Annotated in this window: 19 protein-coding genes and 1 pseudogene; 13 read left to right on the forward strand and 7 right to left on the reverse strand. The window is 40.8% G+C overall.

Annotated elements, in window-relative coordinates; translation table 11 throughout:
- A partial coding sequence (locus tag FNZ24_RS20165) for a hypothetical protein (RefSeq protein ID WP_324187479.1) occupies positions 1-831 on the forward strand: 831 nt, incomplete at its 5' end.
- Between the two features lie 167 nt (positions 832-998).
- Here FNZ24_RS20165 and FNZ24_RS20170 read toward each other — a convergent pair.
- The 6 genes and pseudogenes from FNZ24_RS20170 to suhB all read right to left on the reverse strand — a co-directional run bounded on the left by FNZ24_RS20170 (position 999) and on the right by suhB (position 4,421).
- A complete protein-coding gene (locus FNZ24_RS20170) occupies positions 999-1,331 on the reverse strand; it encodes a VF530 family DNA-binding protein (protein ID WP_153916594.1) in 333 nt (110 codons plus the stop codon).
- Positions 1,332-1,474: 143 nt separating this feature from the next.
- A pseudogene (locus tag FNZ24_RS21805) lies at positions 1,475-1,702 on the reverse strand (carbon starvation protein A); the annotation flags it as partial.
- A 22-nt stretch (positions 1,703-1,724) separates the two neighbouring features.
- Complete coding sequence (locus FNZ24_RS20180; RefSeq protein WP_153916595.1) at positions 1,725-2,390, reverse strand: AAA family ATPase; 666 nt, start codon at positions 2,388-2,390, stop codon at positions 1,725-1,727.
- 142 nt (positions 2,391-2,532) lie between these two features.
- Positions 2,533-2,835, reverse strand: coding sequence for a PilZ domain-containing protein (locus tag FNZ24_RS20185; RefSeq protein WP_153916596.1), 303 nt, complete (start codon positions 2,833-2,835; stop codon positions 2,533-2,535).
- A 154-nt stretch (positions 2,836-2,989) separates the two neighbouring features.
- A complete protein-coding gene (locus tag FNZ24_RS20190; RefSeq protein ID WP_153916597.1) occupies positions 2,990-3,400 on the reverse strand; it encodes a phosphate-starvation-inducible protein PsiE in 411 nt (136 codons plus the stop codon).
- Between the two features lie 217 nt (positions 3,401-3,617).
- Positions 3,618-4,421 carry an inositol-1-monophosphatase gene (gene suhB, locus FNZ24_RS20195; protein ID WP_153916598.1) on the reverse strand — a complete coding sequence of 268 codons (804 nt, stop codon included), beginning with the start codon at positions 4,419-4,421 and terminating at the stop codon, positions 3,618-3,620.
- Between the two features lie 151 nt (positions 4,422-4,572).
- Between suhB and trmJ the strand changes: the two genes are divergently transcribed.
- From trmJ to fdx, 9 genes are all read left to right on the forward strand, one after another.
- Positions 4,573-5,316: a tRNA (cytosine(32)/uridine(32)-2'-O)-methyltransferase TrmJ gene (gene trmJ, locus FNZ24_RS20200; RefSeq protein WP_153916599.1), complete on the forward strand. Its 744-nt coding sequence runs from the start codon at positions 4,573-4,575 to the stop codon at positions 5,314-5,316.
- 59 nt (positions 5,317-5,375) lie between these two features.
- On the forward strand, positions 5,376-6,197 hold the full coding sequence (gene cysE / locus FNZ24_RS20205) for a serine O-acetyltransferase (protein ID WP_153916600.1): 822 nt from the start codon (positions 5,376-5,378) through the stop codon (positions 6,195-6,197).
- Between the two features lie 312 nt (positions 6,198-6,509).
- A complete protein-coding gene (gene iscR, locus FNZ24_RS20210; protein WP_153916601.1) occupies positions 6,510-6,971 on the forward strand; it encodes a Fe-S cluster assembly transcriptional regulator IscR in 462 nt (153 codons plus the stop codon).
- A gap of 79 nt (positions 6,972-7,050) precedes the next feature.
- Complete coding sequence (locus FNZ24_RS20215; RefSeq protein WP_153916602.1) at positions 7,051-8,265, forward strand: IscS subfamily cysteine desulfurase; 1,215 nt, start codon at positions 7,051-7,053, stop codon at positions 8,263-8,265.
- Between the two features lie 39 nt (positions 8,266-8,304).
- The gene (iscU, locus tag FNZ24_RS20220; protein ID WP_055024667.1) at positions 8,305-8,688 is read left to right on the forward strand and encodes a Fe-S cluster assembly scaffold IscU; all 384 of its coding nucleotides are present in this window, start codon (positions 8,305-8,307) and stop codon (positions 8,686-8,688) included.
- 13 nt (positions 8,689-8,701) lie between these two features.
- Positions 8,702-9,025: an iron-sulfur cluster assembly protein IscA gene (iscA, locus tag FNZ24_RS20225; RefSeq protein WP_153916603.1), complete on the forward strand. Its 324-nt coding sequence runs from the start codon at positions 8,702-8,704 to the stop codon at positions 9,023-9,025.
- 48 nt (positions 9,026-9,073) lie between these two features.
- On the forward strand, positions 9,074-9,598 hold the full coding sequence (hscB, locus tag FNZ24_RS20230) for a co-chaperone HscB (RefSeq protein ID WP_153916604.1): 525 nt from the start codon (positions 9,074-9,076) through the stop codon (positions 9,596-9,598).
- Positions 9,599-9,674: 76 nt separating this feature from the next.
- Complete coding sequence (gene hscA, locus FNZ24_RS20235; RefSeq protein WP_153916605.1) at positions 9,675-11,537, forward strand: Fe-S protein assembly chaperone HscA; 1,863 nt, start codon at positions 9,675-9,677, stop codon at positions 11,535-11,537.
- An 8-nt stretch (positions 11,538-11,545) separates the two neighbouring features.
- Positions 11,546-11,884, forward strand: coding sequence for an ISC system 2Fe-2S type ferredoxin (gene fdx / locus FNZ24_RS20240; protein ID WP_153916606.1), 339 nt, complete (start codon positions 11,546-11,548; stop codon positions 11,882-11,884).
- A gap of 282 nt (positions 11,885-12,166) precedes the next feature.
- Here the strand turns inward: fdx and FNZ24_RS20245 are convergent, their stop codons facing one another.
- A complete protein-coding gene (locus FNZ24_RS20245; protein WP_153916607.1) occupies positions 12,167-13,156 on the reverse strand; it encodes an alpha/beta fold hydrolase in 990 nt (329 codons plus the stop codon).
- A gap of 438 nt (positions 13,157-13,594) precedes the next feature.
- Here FNZ24_RS20245 and FNZ24_RS20250 point away from each other — a divergent pair, with 438 nt between their 5' ends.
- The 3 genes from FNZ24_RS20250 to FNZ24_RS20260 all read left to right on the forward strand — a co-directional run bounded on the left by FNZ24_RS20250 (position 13,595) and on the right by FNZ24_RS20260 (position 18,812).
- Positions 13,595-14,275, forward strand: a complete 681-nt coding sequence (locus FNZ24_RS20250; RefSeq protein ID WP_153916608.1) for a response regulator transcription factor — start codon at positions 13,595-13,597, stop codon at positions 14,273-14,275.
- Positions 14,272-15,672: a sensor histidine kinase gene (locus FNZ24_RS20255; RefSeq protein WP_153916609.1), complete on the forward strand. Its 1,401-nt coding sequence runs from the start codon at positions 14,272-14,274 to the stop codon at positions 15,670-15,672. The genes FNZ24_RS20250 and FNZ24_RS20255 overlap by 4 nt, the downstream gene beginning before the upstream one ends.
- Positions 15,673-15,767: 95 nt before the next feature.
- Positions 15,768-18,812 carry a DUF1566 domain-containing protein gene (locus tag FNZ24_RS20260; protein WP_153916610.1) on the forward strand — a complete coding sequence of 1,015 codons (3,045 nt, stop codon included), beginning with the start codon at positions 15,768-15,770 and terminating at the stop codon, positions 18,810-18,812.
- The last annotated feature ends 424 nt before the right edge of the window (positions 18,813-19,236 follow it).

Here is a 19,236-nt window from a genome sequence, read left to right on the forward strand (position 1 = left end):
CTAACAAAAAGCGCTGCAAAACSWTTTGCARCGCTTTTTGTTAGTTTGATTTTGGTTACCAGCAGTTATGCCGATGACGCTAACAACCCTGATCTGTCCCACTATGCGTTTGCTAATTATATCGGTAGTGGTATTTATCGTGCTTCTGGCCAAAATGCAGCTGTGGTTAATATTCCCTTTGCATTTGATATTGAAGAGTCCGACGATCACGTTCTCACCTTAAGACTTCCCATCTCGTTAGGTTTTTTTGACTACTCGTTCAGTGATTTACCTGAAGGGGATTTACCCGATAATGTCGGTACGATGACTATTACACCGGGTATTGAGTACAAATGGCTTTATGATGAGCAATTAACCTTCGAAAGTTATCTAGATTTAGGTTATGGGCATAACTTTTCTAATTCCAGTAATGTCGGTATTTTTTCAACTGGTATATCTGCTCTTTACGAAATAGCAGAGCCGAAGTATTCACCTATCTGGGTGAATAGAGTTTATTATGCAGGTTACAAAAGCAGTATTAACGACAGTTCTGAAAGTTACTCTGTACTACAAACTGGACTGGATTTTGGTGTAGGTCAACATTGGGATTGGGGCGAATATACCATAGAGCCTAGACTCTTTGTTGCGGGGCGCTGGTACTTTAATAAGCTTAAATTTATCACGCCACTTGATGAAGATTTAAAAACATCGAGTACTTATGAAGTGGGCGCTACGCTTGCGTTGTCAAAACCATTAGGTTGGGGCTGGTTTAGTACAGACAGATTTGGGGTCAGTTATCAGTCTGACGGTGAATTGAAAGTTTGGCGACTTATCTTTGAATTCCCAATGTAAAGTTCACAAGAAAAAGTACTATGGTTTACAAGCAAAAGTACCATAGTTCACAAGCAAAAGAAGCTTAGAAATAAAAACTACTTTAGAAATAAAAAGCACTTTGAAAGAAACAAAAAAAGGCATGATATTCATGCCTTTTTTATTGCAGTTAACTCACGCTCTAAACGCTATTTTCCCCAGATGCTGGCATTAACACCAGCAGTGCTTTTATCACTGTGAATTGATGTTTCATCACTGCTTATTTTATCTGACTTTTTATCGACATAAGGCTTAGGTGCAGGCAGTGGTAATTTGTTGGTTTTTAACCACAAGTACTCGACTTTATCACGAGCCCATTCAGTTTTTCGTAAGAACTTTAAACTGGATTTCACACTAGGATTATCGTTAAAACAGCGAATATTAATACGGCTGCCTAATTCTTCCCAGCCGTATTTATCAACTAAATCATTGACGATAGTTTCTAGTTTAATGCCGTGAAGTGGGTTGTTTACTTGTGTCATTACTCAGACTTAATTAACTAATTTGAGCGTATTATAACATCAGCAGGAAGAAATGCTTTAGCACTTGCTAGAGATTGAAAACATTAGCTGTTTAAAAATGAAGTAAACAAACAGACGGTGGAACAAAAAGGCCGATAACAGCGTTATCGGCCTTTGGTTTTAGTGATAATTAACGCAGCAATCACTGTCGTAGAAACCACACCTGCAATTGTAGATACTGTCATGTTCAAACCAGCACCTAAAGTAGGTGAACTCAGTAAGAAGCTGATAACCACACAAGTCATAAACATCGCTGGGACAGTACAAATCCAATGTAGTTTATTGTGGCGTAACAAATATGCAGAAGCAGTCCAAAGCATCAATATTGTAGTTATCGATAGCTGTATTTAACCGTTAAAATTCGTAGCTGTCGTCTGCGGGAATGGCAAAAAGTTCTTCTGCAATAGCTGAAATCTCTTGGGCTGCTTTACCTTCAGGATCGATTTCCAATACAGATGAGCCGCTTTCTTCACTATCATCATAAATATTACGGTTAAAGGTGACGGCGTTTAATGCGGTCAGACCAAAAGACTTCACCACATCTTTGGCTTCCAGTATGCGTTTGAATTGTGAAGGTAGCGCAGGGCATTGACTGATAACGACTGTAGCAACCATTTTAGGATTCACCATTTTACAGGTGCTAAGCATGTCTTCCATGTGAGGTAAGGTTTTTAAATCTCGACGTTTTGGCCGTAATGGGATCACAACGTAGCTTGCTACCGACATGGCAGCACGCATGGCAAGATTATCTTGGCCACCACAATCGACGATGACGTAGTCGAAGCGCTCGCCTAAACTTAAAAGATCGTTACGAATTTTGCCGTAGAGCTGAATGCAATTAATAGGTTTTAAATCGGTTTGGTTATTACGAGCTTGGATCCAGTCGGAAGTGGTGCGTTGGGGGTCACAATCAACCATTAATACGTTGGCTTTAAAGGTTTGGGTAACGTACACCGCGAGGTTTTGGGCTAAACAGCTTTTGCCACTACCGCCTTTTTCTCCACCAACCAGTATTATCATAGCGCGACCTTATTTGACGAAAATTTATCACTATGAATTAATCATAGTTCAAAATAACTCATTAAATCATAAGTCTTGAAATCAATTTAATCAGTAAGGCGGTATTAATTGCATGTATTAACCCAATGCTAATTCATTGACACTAAAGTAACTGCATTGCGATATGAAAACTTTGCGAGTTTGCTTGGGTGCAGCGGCAAACCTGTCCCTTAATCGTATTTTGTTTTTCAGTATTATGGTTAAAGGTTATTGCGATTAAATCGCCAAGCTCAAAGGCTTGTTTGTAATCTATCAAGATACCTTTACGAGCTAAATCAATGCAGACGCCATAATCTTCTCGTGTCTCACCTGCAGCATCAATCCAATGTAATAAAATGCGCTCGGCTTCCATATCGACTCGTAGTGAGTTTCGTTTTTCTTCAAATCCTGTGGGTTCATTAGACATCGCCGCGTCACTCCGTGTTTGCTATTTTATTGAGCATAATTTTTGCGCTTATTAATACTAATCACAATCCATAAAAAAAGCGATAAGTTAGTGACTTATCGCTTAAGGTTTCAAATCAATACACCTATTCTCAAGAATAGTTACTCTTTAGTTTTTAATGTTCCATATCTTTATTCTTTGGGTATGGGAGTTTTAGTTGACCCCATCGAATAACAATCACCGTTGCCGCCAGCACGATTGTTGATAGTGATATTGCCAGTATGCGCCAATCATCCATATCTTTCATATCAAGAATTAAGTAACGAGCGAGTGCCACAATAGCGATGTATAAAGGCATACGGATGGGTAATTTACCTGACTCAAGGTAATTGACGACCATGGCTAAAACTTCGAGATAAATAAACAGTAATAGTAGATCTGCAAGTTCAACTGTTTTGATGTTGAACATGTGCAACACTTCTTCGCCAATGGCGAAGACAGTCGCAAGAGAAATAATGAATAAAACGACATGTTCGACGCTTTTTAGGCTTTTAACACCTATTTGACGAAGGATAGGGAGCGGCATGATGATGTTATCTCTTGTTATAAATCTAATTGATAATTCAGTATATTCTGCTAGGCGCGAATTTGCTGAGTGATCCAGATCAAAAAAGATAAATTTATATGATTGAGATAGGTTGGGCTAAGTTATTTGCAGATGAATTGCAGGCATAAAAAAACCGCCAATTACGACTAAGTCAGGCGGTTTTAATGGTTCTGACCATTATTGGTCAGAGTAATGATTAGCGCTTAAGGCCATCATTAAGTAAAGGACGCATAATTTTAACTAATTCTGACGTCACTTTAGGAGAACCTGCAACAACGTTACCAGACGCTAGGTAATTATGGTTACCAGTGAAATCTGTCACGGTACCGCCAGCTTCACGACAAATTAAGTCGCCTGCTGCGATATCCCAAGGTTTAAGACCGATTTCGAAGAAACCATCTAAACGACCTGCTGCAACATACGCTAAATCAAGCGCTGCAGAACCTGCGCGACGAATGTCAGCACATACAGGGAATACTTCACCTAGAATGTTCATGTAGGTTTCTGTGTGTTGACGTGACTTGAACGGGAAACCAGTACCAATCATGGTATTAGCAAGTTCGTTTACACCAGTTACGCGTAGACGGAAGTCATTCACTTTAGCGCCTTGGCCACGTACAGCAGAGAATAACTCTTCGCGAACAGGATCGTAAATAACGGCAACTTCAATTTTGCCTTTATACTGAACTGCGATAGATACTGCGAAATGAGGGATACCACGAACGAAGTTGTTGGTACCATCCAAAGGATCGACTATCCATACATAATCTTTATTAGAACCACGGTTTTCACCGTCTTCTTCGCCAACAATCGTATGATCTGGGTAAGATTTACGAATTTGGTATGTAATGGTAGCTTCTGCTTCCTTGTCTACACTTGTTACAAAGTCATTTAGACCTTTTGAATCAACTTCAACTTTGTCGAGTTCAGTATAGGCGCGCATAATAGTTTGGCCCGCAGCGCGTGCAGCGCGCGTGGCAATAGTCAGCATCGGATGCATAGCAATCCCCTGGATGTTAAAGAACGAATAAATCAGCCGCGTAATTATACGCATTTTGACAAGTTTATCAAATGCAGATTTTCATATAAGGAATTAATTACAGCTTGTGTTACTATCCGCAAATAGTTTTTTAGACAATAAAAGTAGTTTCATGCTGAGTAATATACGTGTTGTTTTAGTCGGGACATCTCATCCCGGAAATATCGGTTCTACCGCTAGAGCCATGAAAACCATGGGCTTATCAAATTTATACCTTGCTGAACCTAGAGTACAGCCAGATGGTCACTCTATTGCACTTGCAGCAGGTGCAGCAGATTTAATTAAAGATGTGACTATTGTTGATTCGTTGTCTGAGGCAATTGAAGGTTGTAGCTTAGTGATTGCGACAAGTGCGCGCAGCAGAACATTAGACTGGCCTATGCTCGTGCCAAAAGAAGCAGGTGAAAAGCTAGCGCTTGAGAGTTTAAAAGGTCCTGTGGCGATTGTATTTGGCCGTGAAAATCATGGTCTAAGCAATGAAGAGCTACAAGAGTGTACTTACCATGTTGCTATTCCTGCTAATCCTGAATATAGCTCATTAAATTTAGCTCAAGCGGTACAAATCATTTGTTATGAGACCCGCATGGCACACCTAGCGCTAGATGAAAAAGCCACTTTTGAAGAGGAATACCCACTTTCAGAAGACTTACAACGTTTTTATGTGCACCTTGAGTCAACATTAACCAAGACCAACTTCATTATCAAAAATCACCCTGGTCAGATAATGACTAAGCTAAAACGCTTATTCAGTCGTGCACGCGTTGAGACAGCAGAGATGAATATTCTGCGAGGCATTTTGACTTCGATAGATAAAAAAATGCCAAAAGAAGATATTAAAAATGATAAAGAGTCATAAGTGACTGTTAGGGTCATTTAAAGTAAAAAATCTATAGTGGTAAAAAGAAGGGCAGTAACATGGGCGTGATAGCGCGATTGAAGGAAGATATTGAATCTATATATCACCGCGACCCTGCGGCGAATAGTAGCTTTGAAATTTTAGTTAATTATCCTGGCATGCATGCGATTTGGATTCATCGCATTAGCAATAAGCTTTGGAATGCTAAATGGCATCTGCTAGCACGATGTTTATCGACTTTCTCACGCTGGTTCACCGGTATTGAAATTCACCCTGGCGCGACTATTGGTCGTCGATTCTTTATCGATCACGGCATGGGCGTTGTTATTGGTGAAACTGCTGAAATTGGCGATGATTGTACTCTTTACCATGGTGTTACCTTAGGTGGTACAACATGGCAGGCTGGTAAACGGCACCCAACGCTCGAAAACAATGTGGTTGTGGGGGCGGGAGCGCAAATTCTTGGCCCAATTACCATGCATGATGGTGCGCGAGTTGGCTCTAACTCGGTAGTGGTTAAAGATGTTGCCAAAGAAACTACTGTGGTGGGTATTCCTGCTCGTGTTGTTGCTAAACCATCTGAGCAATCGAAAGAGCAAACTGAGCGACGCAGCGCGATGGCGAAAAAGTATGGCTTTGATGCTTATGCGGTGTCTCCAGATAATCCAGATCCTGTGGCAAGCGCTATTGGTCAAATGCTTGATCATATGCATTTGATGGACTCGAAGGTACAAGAAATCTGTCAAGCAGTGCAAACCATGGGCGGCGAAGTTTGTACTGAAAAGCTACCAGAACTTAACGTTGATAATTTTAATGAAGCGGAACAAGAAGCGGCAGAAAAGCGAATACAAGAAATTGATAAGTTCGATCCAATTATTTAGCGATTAGACTTGAAAAATAATCAGTCGATACCCATTTAAAGGTATCGACTTTTTTATTTTTAGGTCGTCAGGTTTGCACAGTAATCAGTTTTTTTTGACATACTGCAGTTTTATCACATATTCGGTCAATTAATAGCGGTCTAGCATTGAATGTTGCGATATAAAAAGGTTAAATACCCCTGCAAATTTTAAGACCTAAATTGTTAGACGCGAACGAGATATAATACTTGAGTAATTTACTAGGTTAAATACTTGACTAATTTACTCGGGTATGGTGAAATTGCCCTATAGTATATGGGAGCAAATAACGTTATGAAACTGACATCAAAAGGTCGCTATGCAGTGACAGCTATGCTGGACGTTGCTATTCACTCAGCCACCGGGCCAGTTCCCTTAGCGGATATCTCTGAAAGACAGGGAATATCGCTGTCCTATCTTGAGCAACTCTTCGCTAAGCTTCGTAAACATGGTCTTGTATCTAGTGTTCGTGGTCCTGGAGGCGGTTATCGTCTTGGACAAGAAGCGAATGAAATCTCTGTTGGCATGGTCGTGCATGCTGTAGACGAGTCAGTAGATGCGACTCGTTGTCAGGGAAAAGGGAATTGCCAAAGTGGCTCCCGTTGTCTTACCCATTCGTTATGGGGAGATTTAAGTAAACAAATTTCAGAATTTTTAGATGGCATTACACTTGCTGGATTAATGCATAAACGAGATGTTCAATTTATCTCTTTAAAGCAAGATGAAATGCAGAATGAGCACAGAGTAACTTTATAACTTTGTGTTGTTGTATCGATAACAATTATATGTACGTTGTAAGTGGTCACACAGATGGCTGCTCAGTACGGAGTGTATGATGAAGCTTCCTATCTATTTAGATTATGCCGCAACAACCCCTGTCGACAAACGTGTTGCCGACAAAATGGTCCAATTTATGACAATGGACGGTGTGTTTGGTAACCCAGCATCACGTTCTCACCGTTATGGTTGGCAAGCCGAAGAAGCAGTTGATATTGCTCGTAACCAAGTGGCTGATTTAATCAATGCTGATCACCGTGAAATCGTTTTCACATCTGGTGCTACTGAATCAAGTAACCTTGCGATTAAAGGTATTGCGCATTTCTATAATAAGAAAGGCAAGCACATCATCACCAGCAAGACTGAACATAAAGCGACTCTTGATGCTTGTCGTCAATTAGAGCGTGAAGACTACGAAGTGACTTACCTTGAACCAAGTGACAATGGACTTATTCCATTATCAGTGATTGAAGGTGCAATGCGCGATGACACGATTTTAGTGAGCATCATGCATGTGAATAATGAAATTGGTGTTGTTCAAGACATCAATGCTATTGGTGAGTTATGTCGCTCAAAAGGTATTTTCTTCCATATGGATGCTGCACAAAGTGCAGGTAAATTACCGATTGATGTGAAAACAACCAAGGTTGATTTAATTTCTATCTCTGGCCATAAAATGTATGGACCAAAAGGGATTGGTGCACTTTACGTGCGTCGTAAACCGCGTATTCGTTTAGAGTCGCAAATGCACGGCGGCGGTCATGAACGTGGCATGCGCAGCGGCACATTAGCAACGCACCAAATTGTTGGCTTAGGCGAAGCTGCTGCTATCGCTAAGCAAGATATGATTGAAGACAATGCACGCATCCTTCGTCTACGTGACAAGTTATGGGCAGGTATCAAGCATATCGAAGAAACCTATATCAATGGCGACATGGAACAACGCTACTGCGGTATCTTTAATGTGAGCTTCAACTTTGTTGAAGGTGAGTCATTAATGATGGCGCTTAAAGATTTAGCCGTATCATCAGGTTCAGCTTGTACATCTGCAAGTTTAGAGCCTAGCTATGTACTACGTGCATTAGGCTTGAATGATGAAATGGCACACAGCTCAATCCGCTTCTCAATTGGTCGTTTTACCACTGATGAAGATATCGAGCATGCAATTAAAGTAATTGATGATTCTATCGGTAAGTTACGTGAAATGTCTCCACTTTGGGAGATGTTCAAAGATGGTATCGATCTGGACCAAGTTCAGTGGGCACATCACTAATACATTATTATCGATAGCGATAAACGGAGCAGAATTGTTATGGCTTACAGCGAAAAAGTAATCGAACATTATGAAAACCCACGTAACGTTGGCTCATTCGATAAGAATGACCCTTCAGTGGTAACAGGTATGGTTGGCGCACCAGCATGTGGTGACGTGATGAAGCTTCAACTAAAAATTGGAGAAAACGGTATCATTGAAGATGCTAAGTTCAAAACTTATGGTTGTGGTAGCGCCATTGCTTCTAGCTCACTGGTAACTGAGTGGGTTAAAGGTAAAAGTGTTGATGAAGCAGCAACAATTAAGAATGCTGATATCGCAGAAGAGCTTGCATTACCTCCTGTTAAAATCCATTGCTCTATTTTAGCTGAAGACGCTATTAAAGCTGCATTAGATGAGTACAAATCAAAGCAAGACAAGTAATACCGGAGTTAAGATGGCAATAACAATGACCCCAGCTGCGGCTGAACGAGTGAAATCTTTCCTAGTTAATCGAGGAAAAGGCTTGGGTTTACGCCTAGGGTTAAGAACATCTGGCTGTTCTGGTATGGCTTACGTGCTTGAGTTTGTTGATGAAGCAAACGACGATGATGAAGTTTACGAAATAGAAGGCGTAAACATTATCATTGATGCAAAAAGCTTCATCTATCTTCAGGGCATTGAATTAGATTTTGTTAAAGAGGGCCTTAACGAAGGATTCCAATTTAACAACCCTAATGCCAAAGGTGAATGTGGTTGTGGTGAAAGCTTTACTGTTTAACAGTGGAGCTTCGCTCAAATTTACCAACAAAGAGCATGATATCTGCCAATGAATTACTTTGAATTATTTCAAATAACACCTTCCTTTGATATCGACACCGCCAACCTTGCAGAGCGCTATCGCGAGCTGCAAATGGCGGTTCATCCCGATAAATTTGCTAACGAGTCTGAGCAACAAAAATTGCTTTCTGTGCAGCGCACTGCACAGGTTAATGACGGTTATCAAACGCTAAAAAATCCATTAAGACGTGCTGAGCACATGCTGAGTTTACGTGGAATTGATATAAGCCACGAAACTACCACAGTTAAAGATACTGCTTTTTTAATGCAGCAAATGGAATGGCGTGAATCCCTTGAAGATATCAAAGACAGTCAACAAGCTGATGAATCCATTGATGATTTGTATCAGTCATTTGCTGACTTTGAAAAAACACTTTCGCAATTACTTGCTCAATTATTAGCAACTGATACTGAAGAAAATAATTTTTCTGCAGCGGATCAAATTAGAAAGCTAAAATTTATGGCAAAATTGCAGGATGAACTCGCAAGAATTGAAGATTCATTACTAGACTAATTAATTGCACTGTTTTTATAGCAGTACTTTATTATTTCTTTTAGATGAATGTTGATTACTAAACAATTGGAATACTATGGCCCTTTTTCAAATCGCTGAGCCCGGTCAAAGCGCCGCGCCTCATCAGCATCGCCTTGCCGTGGGTATCGACCTAGGTACAACAAATTCATTAGTTGCGGCTGTCAGAAGTGGTGAAGCATTAACTTTACCTGATGACGACAATCAGCATTCTTTACCTTCAGTAGTCCATTACGGTTTGGATAGCATCGAAACTGGTGTGGCCGCTCAAGTTAAGTCTGCTCAAGATCCTAAAAATACCATAGTTTCAGTTAAGCGTTTTATGGGCCGAAGTCTTGCTGATATTCAATCTGGTGAGCATCAACTGCCATATGAGTTAACTGCCAGTGAAAATGGGTTACCTATTTTCAATACCGCGAACGGTGCAGTAAACCCAGTACAAGTTTCAGCAGAAATTCTTAAGCCACTTATCACACGCGCTGAAAAAACATTGGGCGGTGATTTAGAAGGTGTGGTCATTACCGTGCCGGCTTATTTCGATGATGCGCAGCGTCAAGGCACTAAAGATGCTGCAGAGTTATTGGGCGTTAAAGTATTACGTTTATTAAACGAGCCGACAGCCGCAGCGATTGCTTATGGATTAGATACCAAACAAGAGGGCGTGATTGCCATCTATGATTTGGGCGGCGGTACATTTGATATTTCAATTTTACGTCTGAATCGTGGTGTATTTGAAGTATTAGCCACAGGTGGCGACTCTGCGCTAGGCGGTGATGATTTTGACCACCTGTTGCAAGCGCACTTACAACAAGCGTTTGGACTGACTGAGTTGTCAGCTTCTTTATCTCGTCAGTTATTGATTGAATCGCGCCGAGTGAAAGAGCAGCTAACAACACTTGAGAGCTGCACTGCCTCTGTCACGCTTGAAAACGGTGACACGGTTAATGCCGAAGTAACAAAAGCTCAGTTTGAGTCGTTAATTGCATCGCTGGTTAAAAAGACGATAGCAAGTTGTCGTCGTACATTACGTGATGCTGATGTTACTGCTGATGACATCATTGAAACGGTTATGGTTGGCGGTTCTACTCGTGTACCATTAGTTCGTGAGCAAGTTGAGAACTTCTTTAAAAAGACGCCTCTGACTTCAATCGATCCAGATCGCGTTGTTGCTATTGGCGCTGCGATTCAAGCAGATATTTTAGTCGGTAATAAACCTGAATCAGATTTATTATTACTGGATGTGATACCGCTTTCATTGGGCATTGAAACCATGGGCGGATTGATTGAAAAGGTCGTCACTCGCAATACCACTATTCCGGTTGCTAGAGCACAAGAGTTCACAACATTTAAAGACGGCCAAACGGCAATGGCTTTTCATGTTGTACAGGGTGAGCGTGAGTTAGTTGATGATTGTCGCTCTCTTGCTCGCTTTAGCTTAAATGGAATTCCTGCTTTAGCGGCGGGTGCTGCACATATTCGAGTAACATTCCAAGTTGATGCTGATGGTTTACTCAGTGTTACGGCAATGGAAAAGTCTACCGAAGTGAAGACAACGATACAGGTTAAGCCTTCATTTGGTTTATCTGATACTGAAATTGCCACTATGCTAAAAGACTCGATGAAACATGCAAAAGACGATATCACTCGTCGTATGTTAGCAGAGCAACAGGTTGAAGCATCAAGAGTGGTTGAAACCTTAAGTGCAGCATTGGCAAAAGATGCAGATTTATTAAACCCACAAGAGCAAGCTGAAATTACCGCTGCAATTGAAAAGTTACAATTAACTGCACAGGGTGATGATACTGACGCCATTGAAAAAGCGATTGAAGTATTAGATGAACAAACTCAAGAGTTTGCTTCACGTCGTATGGATAATTCAATTCGAGCAGCGCTGAAAGGTCAGTCTGTCGATAATATATAGGTGATGAAATGCCACAGTTAGTTTTTTTACCACATGAAGAGCTGTGTCCAGATGGAGCAGTTGTAGAAGCCGAAGTCGGCGAAACCATTTTAGATGTAGCATTAAAAAATGGCATCCACATTGAACACGCCTGTGAAAAATCTAATGCATGTACTACGTGTCATTGTATTGTGCGTGAGGGTTTTGACCAACTTGAAGAAAGTGATGAGTTAGAAGATGACATGCTAGATAAAGCATGGGGTTTAGAGCCAGAGAGTCGTCTGTCTTGCCAAGCTAAAGTTGTCGACTGTGACTTAGTGATTGATATTCCTAAGTACACTGTCAATATGGTTTCTGAAGACCACTAGACATCACTTTATCGAGATACTCTTCTAGGTTTTTTCTAGGGATCATTTACTAGGTTTTATTTACTAGAGATTGTTTACTAGAGATTATTTACTCAAAAAGTATCTTTGTTAGAATATTAAAAAGGGAATAACACTGATGTTATTCCCTTTTTGATATGTATATGAGGTAGAGCCGAACAATAGCTATCTTTCTAGACCTATCAATAGCTATCTTCGTCACCTACCCATAACTAACTTTGCTGAGCAATCCTAATCACAAAACCTGTAACCGTATTCACTTTATCAATTTAGCGCTTTATGGAAAGCCTTAATGAAGGCATCATAATCTTCAAATTGAGGCATGTGACCTAAACCTTCTAACTCAATTAGAGTCGAGCCTTTAATTTTAGTTTGGGCCTGTTTACCAAGTTTGTCATATTGCCCTAGTTCTTTAGTAACACCTTGTTTAAGCCAGCCTTTGCCTGGCCCTGTTTTATCTCTGGTACCAATGATTAAAACTGTCTCACTGTTAATTTGTGAAAATCTATCGACGATATTTTCTGAAAAAATGGGACCATAAGTTAGCGCATTATTCCAAGCAACGGTTTTCCAATCATCTCCGGCAAGCATTCCTTTTAACGGAACTAATAACTTTTCATATTCATTTGACCACTCACCATCATAGTAATTCTTCTTTTGATAGTTGATTGTCTTCTCAACTGTTTTCCCCAGCTCTCTTTTGTAGAAGAAGTTCACATCTTGGTATTCAGCATATTTTCCATAGTCTTCCAGGCCAATAGGATTTATCAAGATAAGCTTATTTATTGATTCGCTATAATTGACCGCGAAGGTCGTTGCTAGCATCCCTCCCATGGAGTGGCCAACTAGGTCAAACTTATCAATGTGTAAACTATCTAACAAAGACTTAGTATTTAATGCCAATTGCCCAAAGCTATATTGATAGGCATCGGGTTTTGAAGACTTACCAAAGCCAATTTGATCAGGGACTATGACTCGGTATTCTTGGTTGACTAAGTCCTTTGCGACTCTTTCCCAGTAGTAACCAGAGAAGTTTTTACCGTGCAGTAAGACAATCACCTTTTCTGCATCTTTATCGCCAATATCCATGTAGCGCATTTTTAAGGTCTGGTTTTGAGAGTTAAGCATGAAGGTGCTGACATCAAATGGATATTCAAATCCATCTAACTCTTTATTGAACTTGCTGGGGCTTTGAGCAAATGCCTGTGAAGTAACAGCAAATACAGAAAATAAAATTAAAAAGTATTTTTTCATAGGGGAATATCTCATTATTGTACAATCATTCAACGCATTAACGATGCTAAAGCATGCTCTAGTTCACATTATTGGGCAAGGGTATTTACCTTACCGAGTTGATCGATTTTGTTACTTGTATTTAGATTTACTCACGAGCAGAAGGGCTGATAAATAGACAAGCCTAACCAGTAAAAGGGCACATAAAGGCTGCAGAGGAGCTTGATTAATGTGAGATAGCTTTTAAAGAAATCCTCAACTTATATATCAACCAATTTAAAGACCATTTACCTATTATGGCTCGGTAAACTTATCATGGTCTTGCTGTGCTCACCTTCTGCTCATGTTAGATTAAGTAGTATCGAACATGTGATAATCTATTCAAAGGGTTGACACAAAATTCATGCTTGTTTGCTATCAATCCCTAGTTAAGAAAAATAAAAAACCAGAGAAAGTGAAATGAAATTATTATTGGTTGAAGATTCAGAAGCATTACGTCGACCAGTGGTCAAAGCGTTGAAGGCGTCAGGGTTTGCAGTTGACGCTACTGGTGATGGGCAAGAAGGTTTATGGATGGCGCTTGAGAATGATTATGATGTCATCATTTTAGATATTATGTTGCCTGGGTTAGATGGCCGTGAGGTGCTTAAGCAATTACGAGAAGCAAACAATGAATCACCAGTATTATTTTTAACGGCAAAAGACTCTATTGAAGATAGAGTTGCGGGCTTACGCTTAGGTGCTGATGATTATTTAGTGAAGTCATTTGCTATCGAAGAACTTATCGCGAGAGTAGAAGCCTTAGCAAGGCGTAAATATCAAAATCGCTCGCCTAAGTTAGTGGTGGCAGATCTTGTTTTAGACCGTTCAGCCAAAACTGTTTTACGTGCCCAGCAACCAATTTCTTTACCTTCGCAATTATATGCATTACTCGAGTACTTGATGCTAAACACTGACAAGGTGATTTCGCGAACTCAAATAGAACAACACATCTATGATGAACAAGTTTCTCCAACCAGTAATGTTGTTGATACTGCTATCTGTGCATTAAGAAAAGCCATTAGTGTTTCGAAAGCGAATCCGCCGCTTATTCATACCCGTAGAGGTATGGGTTATATGATCAGTGCGCAAAAACCATGAAGAGTATTCGTTCTAAACTTTTATTATGGCTGGTTCCTAGCTTTGTCATTATCGCAATGCTTGCAGGTTCATCTTTGTATTTTTCTGAAAAACGCAGATTAAATGCCAGCCTCAATAATGAACTTAACGAATTTTCTCGCATTATGAAATTAAGTCTTAAAAGACCCACACCTCGTTTTGGTGGCTCACTAAACTTAGAACAGGATTTTGCATCAGCGATCAAACTCAAACTGAATGACATCAATAGTGGATATTACTTGCAGGTTTGGGACCAGCGAGGAGCATCTCAGCAAACATCATTAAGTCTTGGTGACAAGAACCTAAATAAGCCAAATCAACTAAACCAGTTGAATCAATCGAATCGTGCCGATGGCATAGAATACGTGAGCCAATTAAGTAATGGTGATGAAATTCGAGTGCATTCATTTACAATTAGAGGTGGTCCAAGAAGGCCGATTGTTGATGTGTCGGTGGCGATTAGCGTTGAACCTGTTAGCCAGCGCTTAACAGCTTATGCAGCCCAACTCATTGTTGGTGGGATATTTTTCTGCACTCTTTTATCTGCGATTCTAGTGTTTGCTATTAGAAGGGCATTAAATCCCATTCAAAATTTGTCAGAGCAAGTCGCTAGTGTTGAGGCGGGTTCACTCCACAATAGATTAATAGAAACCAATGTACCGGCTGAAATCACTCCGTTAGTTGCTCGATTAAATCAATTGTTGGCGAGATTAGAACAAAGCTTCTCCCGAGAACGTCAGTTTAATAACGATTTAGCCCATGAATTACGTACGCCACTGGCAGCCATGAGAACCACAAGTGAAGTCGCTTTGAAATGGCCTGAACAATCTTCCATAGAGGATTTTCACTACATTGCAGAATCAGCGGCGCAGCTGCAACAGACGATTGATAGCTTGTTGTCTTTAGCTCGAATAGAAAACTCTGGCGCACAAACTTTGTCTGAAGACGTTAATATTGCAGACCTTGTTGATGAATGTTTGTCGTTGTACACCAGCCAAATACAACAGCGTAAATTGGTCACTAAGCAGTTAATTAAAGAGAACGCTATTATAAAAAGCGACCCAAGATTGCTGCGGGTCATTATTTCAAACCTAATCAGTAACGCCGCAGAATACGCCCCGACAAATAGTGAAATAAGTATCGACAGTGAATGTCGTGATGCTGTTATCCGTGTGGTAAATGATGCTCCTAAACTTACTCTAGATGATTTAACTACCATGTTTGACCGACTTTGGCGTAAAGACGAAGCCCGAACGGATAGTAAACATGTCGGCTTAGGTTTATCAATTGCCTATACTGCTGCACAAGCTTTATCTCTTGAACTCACCGCTGAGCTTCATGACCAACAGCTACATATGAGTTTAAAAGTTCGCAATTAACCTTCTTTGTTTTTGGTTTCAAACCCTTGCTCATCTTCCGCTCATCTTTGCCAGTTTAAGATAGCAAAAAATTAACAACTTATTGGAGCTGGATTGTGATATTCAAACAAAAAACTAAAACCACACTTCGTATTCTTTGTTCTGCGATATTTACTTTTTTATTGTTGGGCTGTGGAGGTAGTGATAGTGACAGTACAAGGATTGATAATGATGAAACCACTATTCCTGATACAGGAGGCGACACTGGCGGTTCAGATGGTGATAACGGAGATGACGACAGTGGTGATGAAGGTGAGGGGGAAGATGGTGAAGGAGAAGATAACGGAGGAGGCTCAGGAGAAGATGGCAGTGAAGAGCCGCCACTAGATTTCAACCTTGGTATGGCTGCACTGAATGATACTGGCATCGGTTTCGGCTCTGATTATGATAGAAACGGTAGTGATTGCAACACCACTATTACTGCAAGTGATAATGTGACACCGCTTGAGCAAGATTGTAGTCAAGGACGAAGCGCTGAGGCTAACTCTGGTTCAAATGGAGCAAGTGGTTTCGATTTTACTCGCATTAACGCAGATGGCTCTGAGTATAGTGGCAGCGGAAATTACAGCTCGGCTCCTTGGGCTTGTGTACGTGATAACCGTACCGGATTAATGTGGGAAGTAAAAACACGAGATGGCGGTGTACGTGATGCTGAAAATACCTACCGTTGGGGTGGGCTTACGGCACTTGAAAGACAGGATGCTGAGCGAGAAGGTGATTATTACGATGACTGGAATGGTTTAATAATAACAACTAACGAAGAAAATCTTTGTGGCTATAGTGACTGGCGTGTTCCAACTAACAGTCACTTAATGTCAATCGCACACTTTGGCGCCTCAAGTCGTTCAACTAAAATCGATAATGATTACTTTCCTAATACTGTCAGTGATTTTTATTGGAGTTCGATGCCGTATCGCGGCGAGCATGGGGAGTTTTATGCTTGGGCTTTTCAGTATGTATTTGGTAATAATAAAAATATTCAACGTTATCAATCTGCTGCATTACGTTTAGTCAGGGTCATTGATCCTGTTTCAACATCGACCAGTATGCAAGAGGCTCCTGATGAGCGCTATACCGTTAATGAAGATGGAACGGTTACAGATTTAGCCACAGGACTCATGTGGGCTCAGTGTGTTGCAGGACTTGATGGCACCCTCTGTGATGGCGGTAATGCTGAAGCTATGGATTGGGGCGATGCGTTAGCTTATGCACAAAGTCATGATTTAGCTGGTCATAGTGACTGGCGTTTGCCTAACAATAAAGAGTTATTTTCACTGATTGATTTCAATACCGTTTCGCCGGCTATTAATTTGAATATCTTCCCTTCAACCACTCAAGAATACACTTGGAGCTCATCACCTATGATTGAGTTCGAGCAAGACTCTTGGTTTATCAACTTCAAAACAGGGCTAAATTGGTTCAAAGGCCGAAGCGACACTATGTTAGTGAGGCTGGTGCGGTCTGGTACTGATAACCTTCAACTAGCAGATGTAGATATTCAAGAAAGCGAAGCGCTCATTAGTGATGATGGGCTAGGGACGATCGTCGGCAGTATGGAGCCCGTTGATGTTCATGCTCAAGTTCTGATTAGTGAGCAAGGTTTAACAGGTGATCCCACAGTCGGTCGCAATTTGCCCAACATTAATGATGCTAAAGCGCAGCTTGGCAAAGCTTTGTTTTATTCTAAAAGACTCAGTGGTGAATACGATACGGCCTGTGCCTCTTGTCATCACCCATTACTCGGTGGTGGTGATAACTTATCTTGGCCTGTAGGTTATGATGCAGTTGATGTATTCCATGACTTTAAGCCCAACTTACTGGGTTCTGGTCGTTATTTTAATGGCAGTGATGCAGACGAGCTTGAGGGTTACCCTGTCATTGGGCGTAACGCGCCAACAGTATTTAATCTAGGATTGATGGACCGTGGTTTGTTTTGGGACGCTAGAGTTGAAAGTGTGTCAAACACACCTGGTGCTAGAGGAACTGACGCGGGAATTATAACGCCTGATTCCGCCAATGCGAGTGCTGCAGATAACAACATTCCATCAGGTGCCTCTTTAGCCAATGCACAATCGCGTTTTCCAACCATTACCCATAACGAGATGCGTGGCGACGAGCCTCTTGGGAGCAGTAATCAAGCTTACCGAGACATGCTAGCACAACGATTTGTTGGCGATAATCAGTGGGAAGCGCTATTCCTAACCGCTTTTGGTAGCAACCTCATCACCTTTGATCGAATTGCAGAAGCATTGGCTGCGTTTGAAGAGTCTATGGTTTTTGCTGATAACCCTTGGAGAGAATATCTAGGAGCGCTTCGTGGTGAAGCGAATAAAGACATCAACAGCCTAAGCTTTGATCAAAAAGTGGGTGCTGTTTTGTTTATGACCGCAGGTGATGAAGGCGGAGCGGCCTGCAGTCAATGCCACTCAGGTGATAATTTTACCGATGAAGAGTTTCATGCCATTGGTTTAGGTCAGGTTGGCCCAGGGAATGGTGATAATAACCAGTTTGTTACTGACAGTGATTTTGGCCGTCAAAATATAAGTGGCGATATTGGAGATGCTTATCATTTTCGTACTTCACCATTGTTGAATATTGCAGTCACAGGCCCTTATATGCATAACGGCGCGCTATCGACTCTGACTCAAGTTATGGATGTATATGGGAACCCTGGTGGGGCTATGAATAACTTATTAGGGATTAGCACCATACTTAATGCCAATGCTTCTTTTAATGAAATAGGTAATGCCGAATATTGTCAGCTGACGTCTGTAATCGACATTATGGAAAAGTACGGTGAAAGCTGCGAGCAAGTTTATTACAACATGAACCCTTACGCATTCGATAATACACGTTTCTTGTTCCGTCAAAGCTTTGATGAAACATCATCTAATTCACCTGCACCAGAAATCGATATTAACGTTGAACAGTCAAACACAGTGGTAGATTTTATGGATGCGTTAACTGATCCCTGTGTTACTGACAGAGCCTGTTTGCAGCCGTGGATTTTTGATGAAAGTAATTGGCAACAACACCCAGACTATAGCACTAACCCGAGCTGGATACTGATTGGTGAGGATAAAAACGGCTCACATTTATAATATGACTCGTTGTAGACCCAAATATTGATTACTTATAGCAAGTAAACAAATAAGTGATAAGTGTATAAAGGAAGCAATGGCAGCAGGCCATTGCTTTTTTATGTGTCAATGTATCCTGTATAGACACTGTTTATCTGCTATAGACACTGTTTATCTGCTATAGACACTGTTTATCTGCTATAGGCACTGTTTATCTGCTATAGACATTGTTTATCCGTATACTGCTTTTACGTTCACTGCTTATTGCAGATTCATTTTACTTATTGTGCTAATTAGAGTTTGAGTTAGAGTTTGCCTTTGATAACTTGTATGATGCGATGAGATATCCGAACCTTTGATTTTGAATGGAATAGTCAATCTCAGTATCCGATTTACGTCCAAAACTAAAACGCAGTCAAGAAGCCCATGATAAGTTTCTTGAGTC

This window comes from Shewanella sp. TC10 (assembly GCF_009663145.1).
Lineage (GTDB): Bacteria > Pseudomonadota > Gammaproteobacteria > Enterobacterales > Shewanellaceae > Shewanella.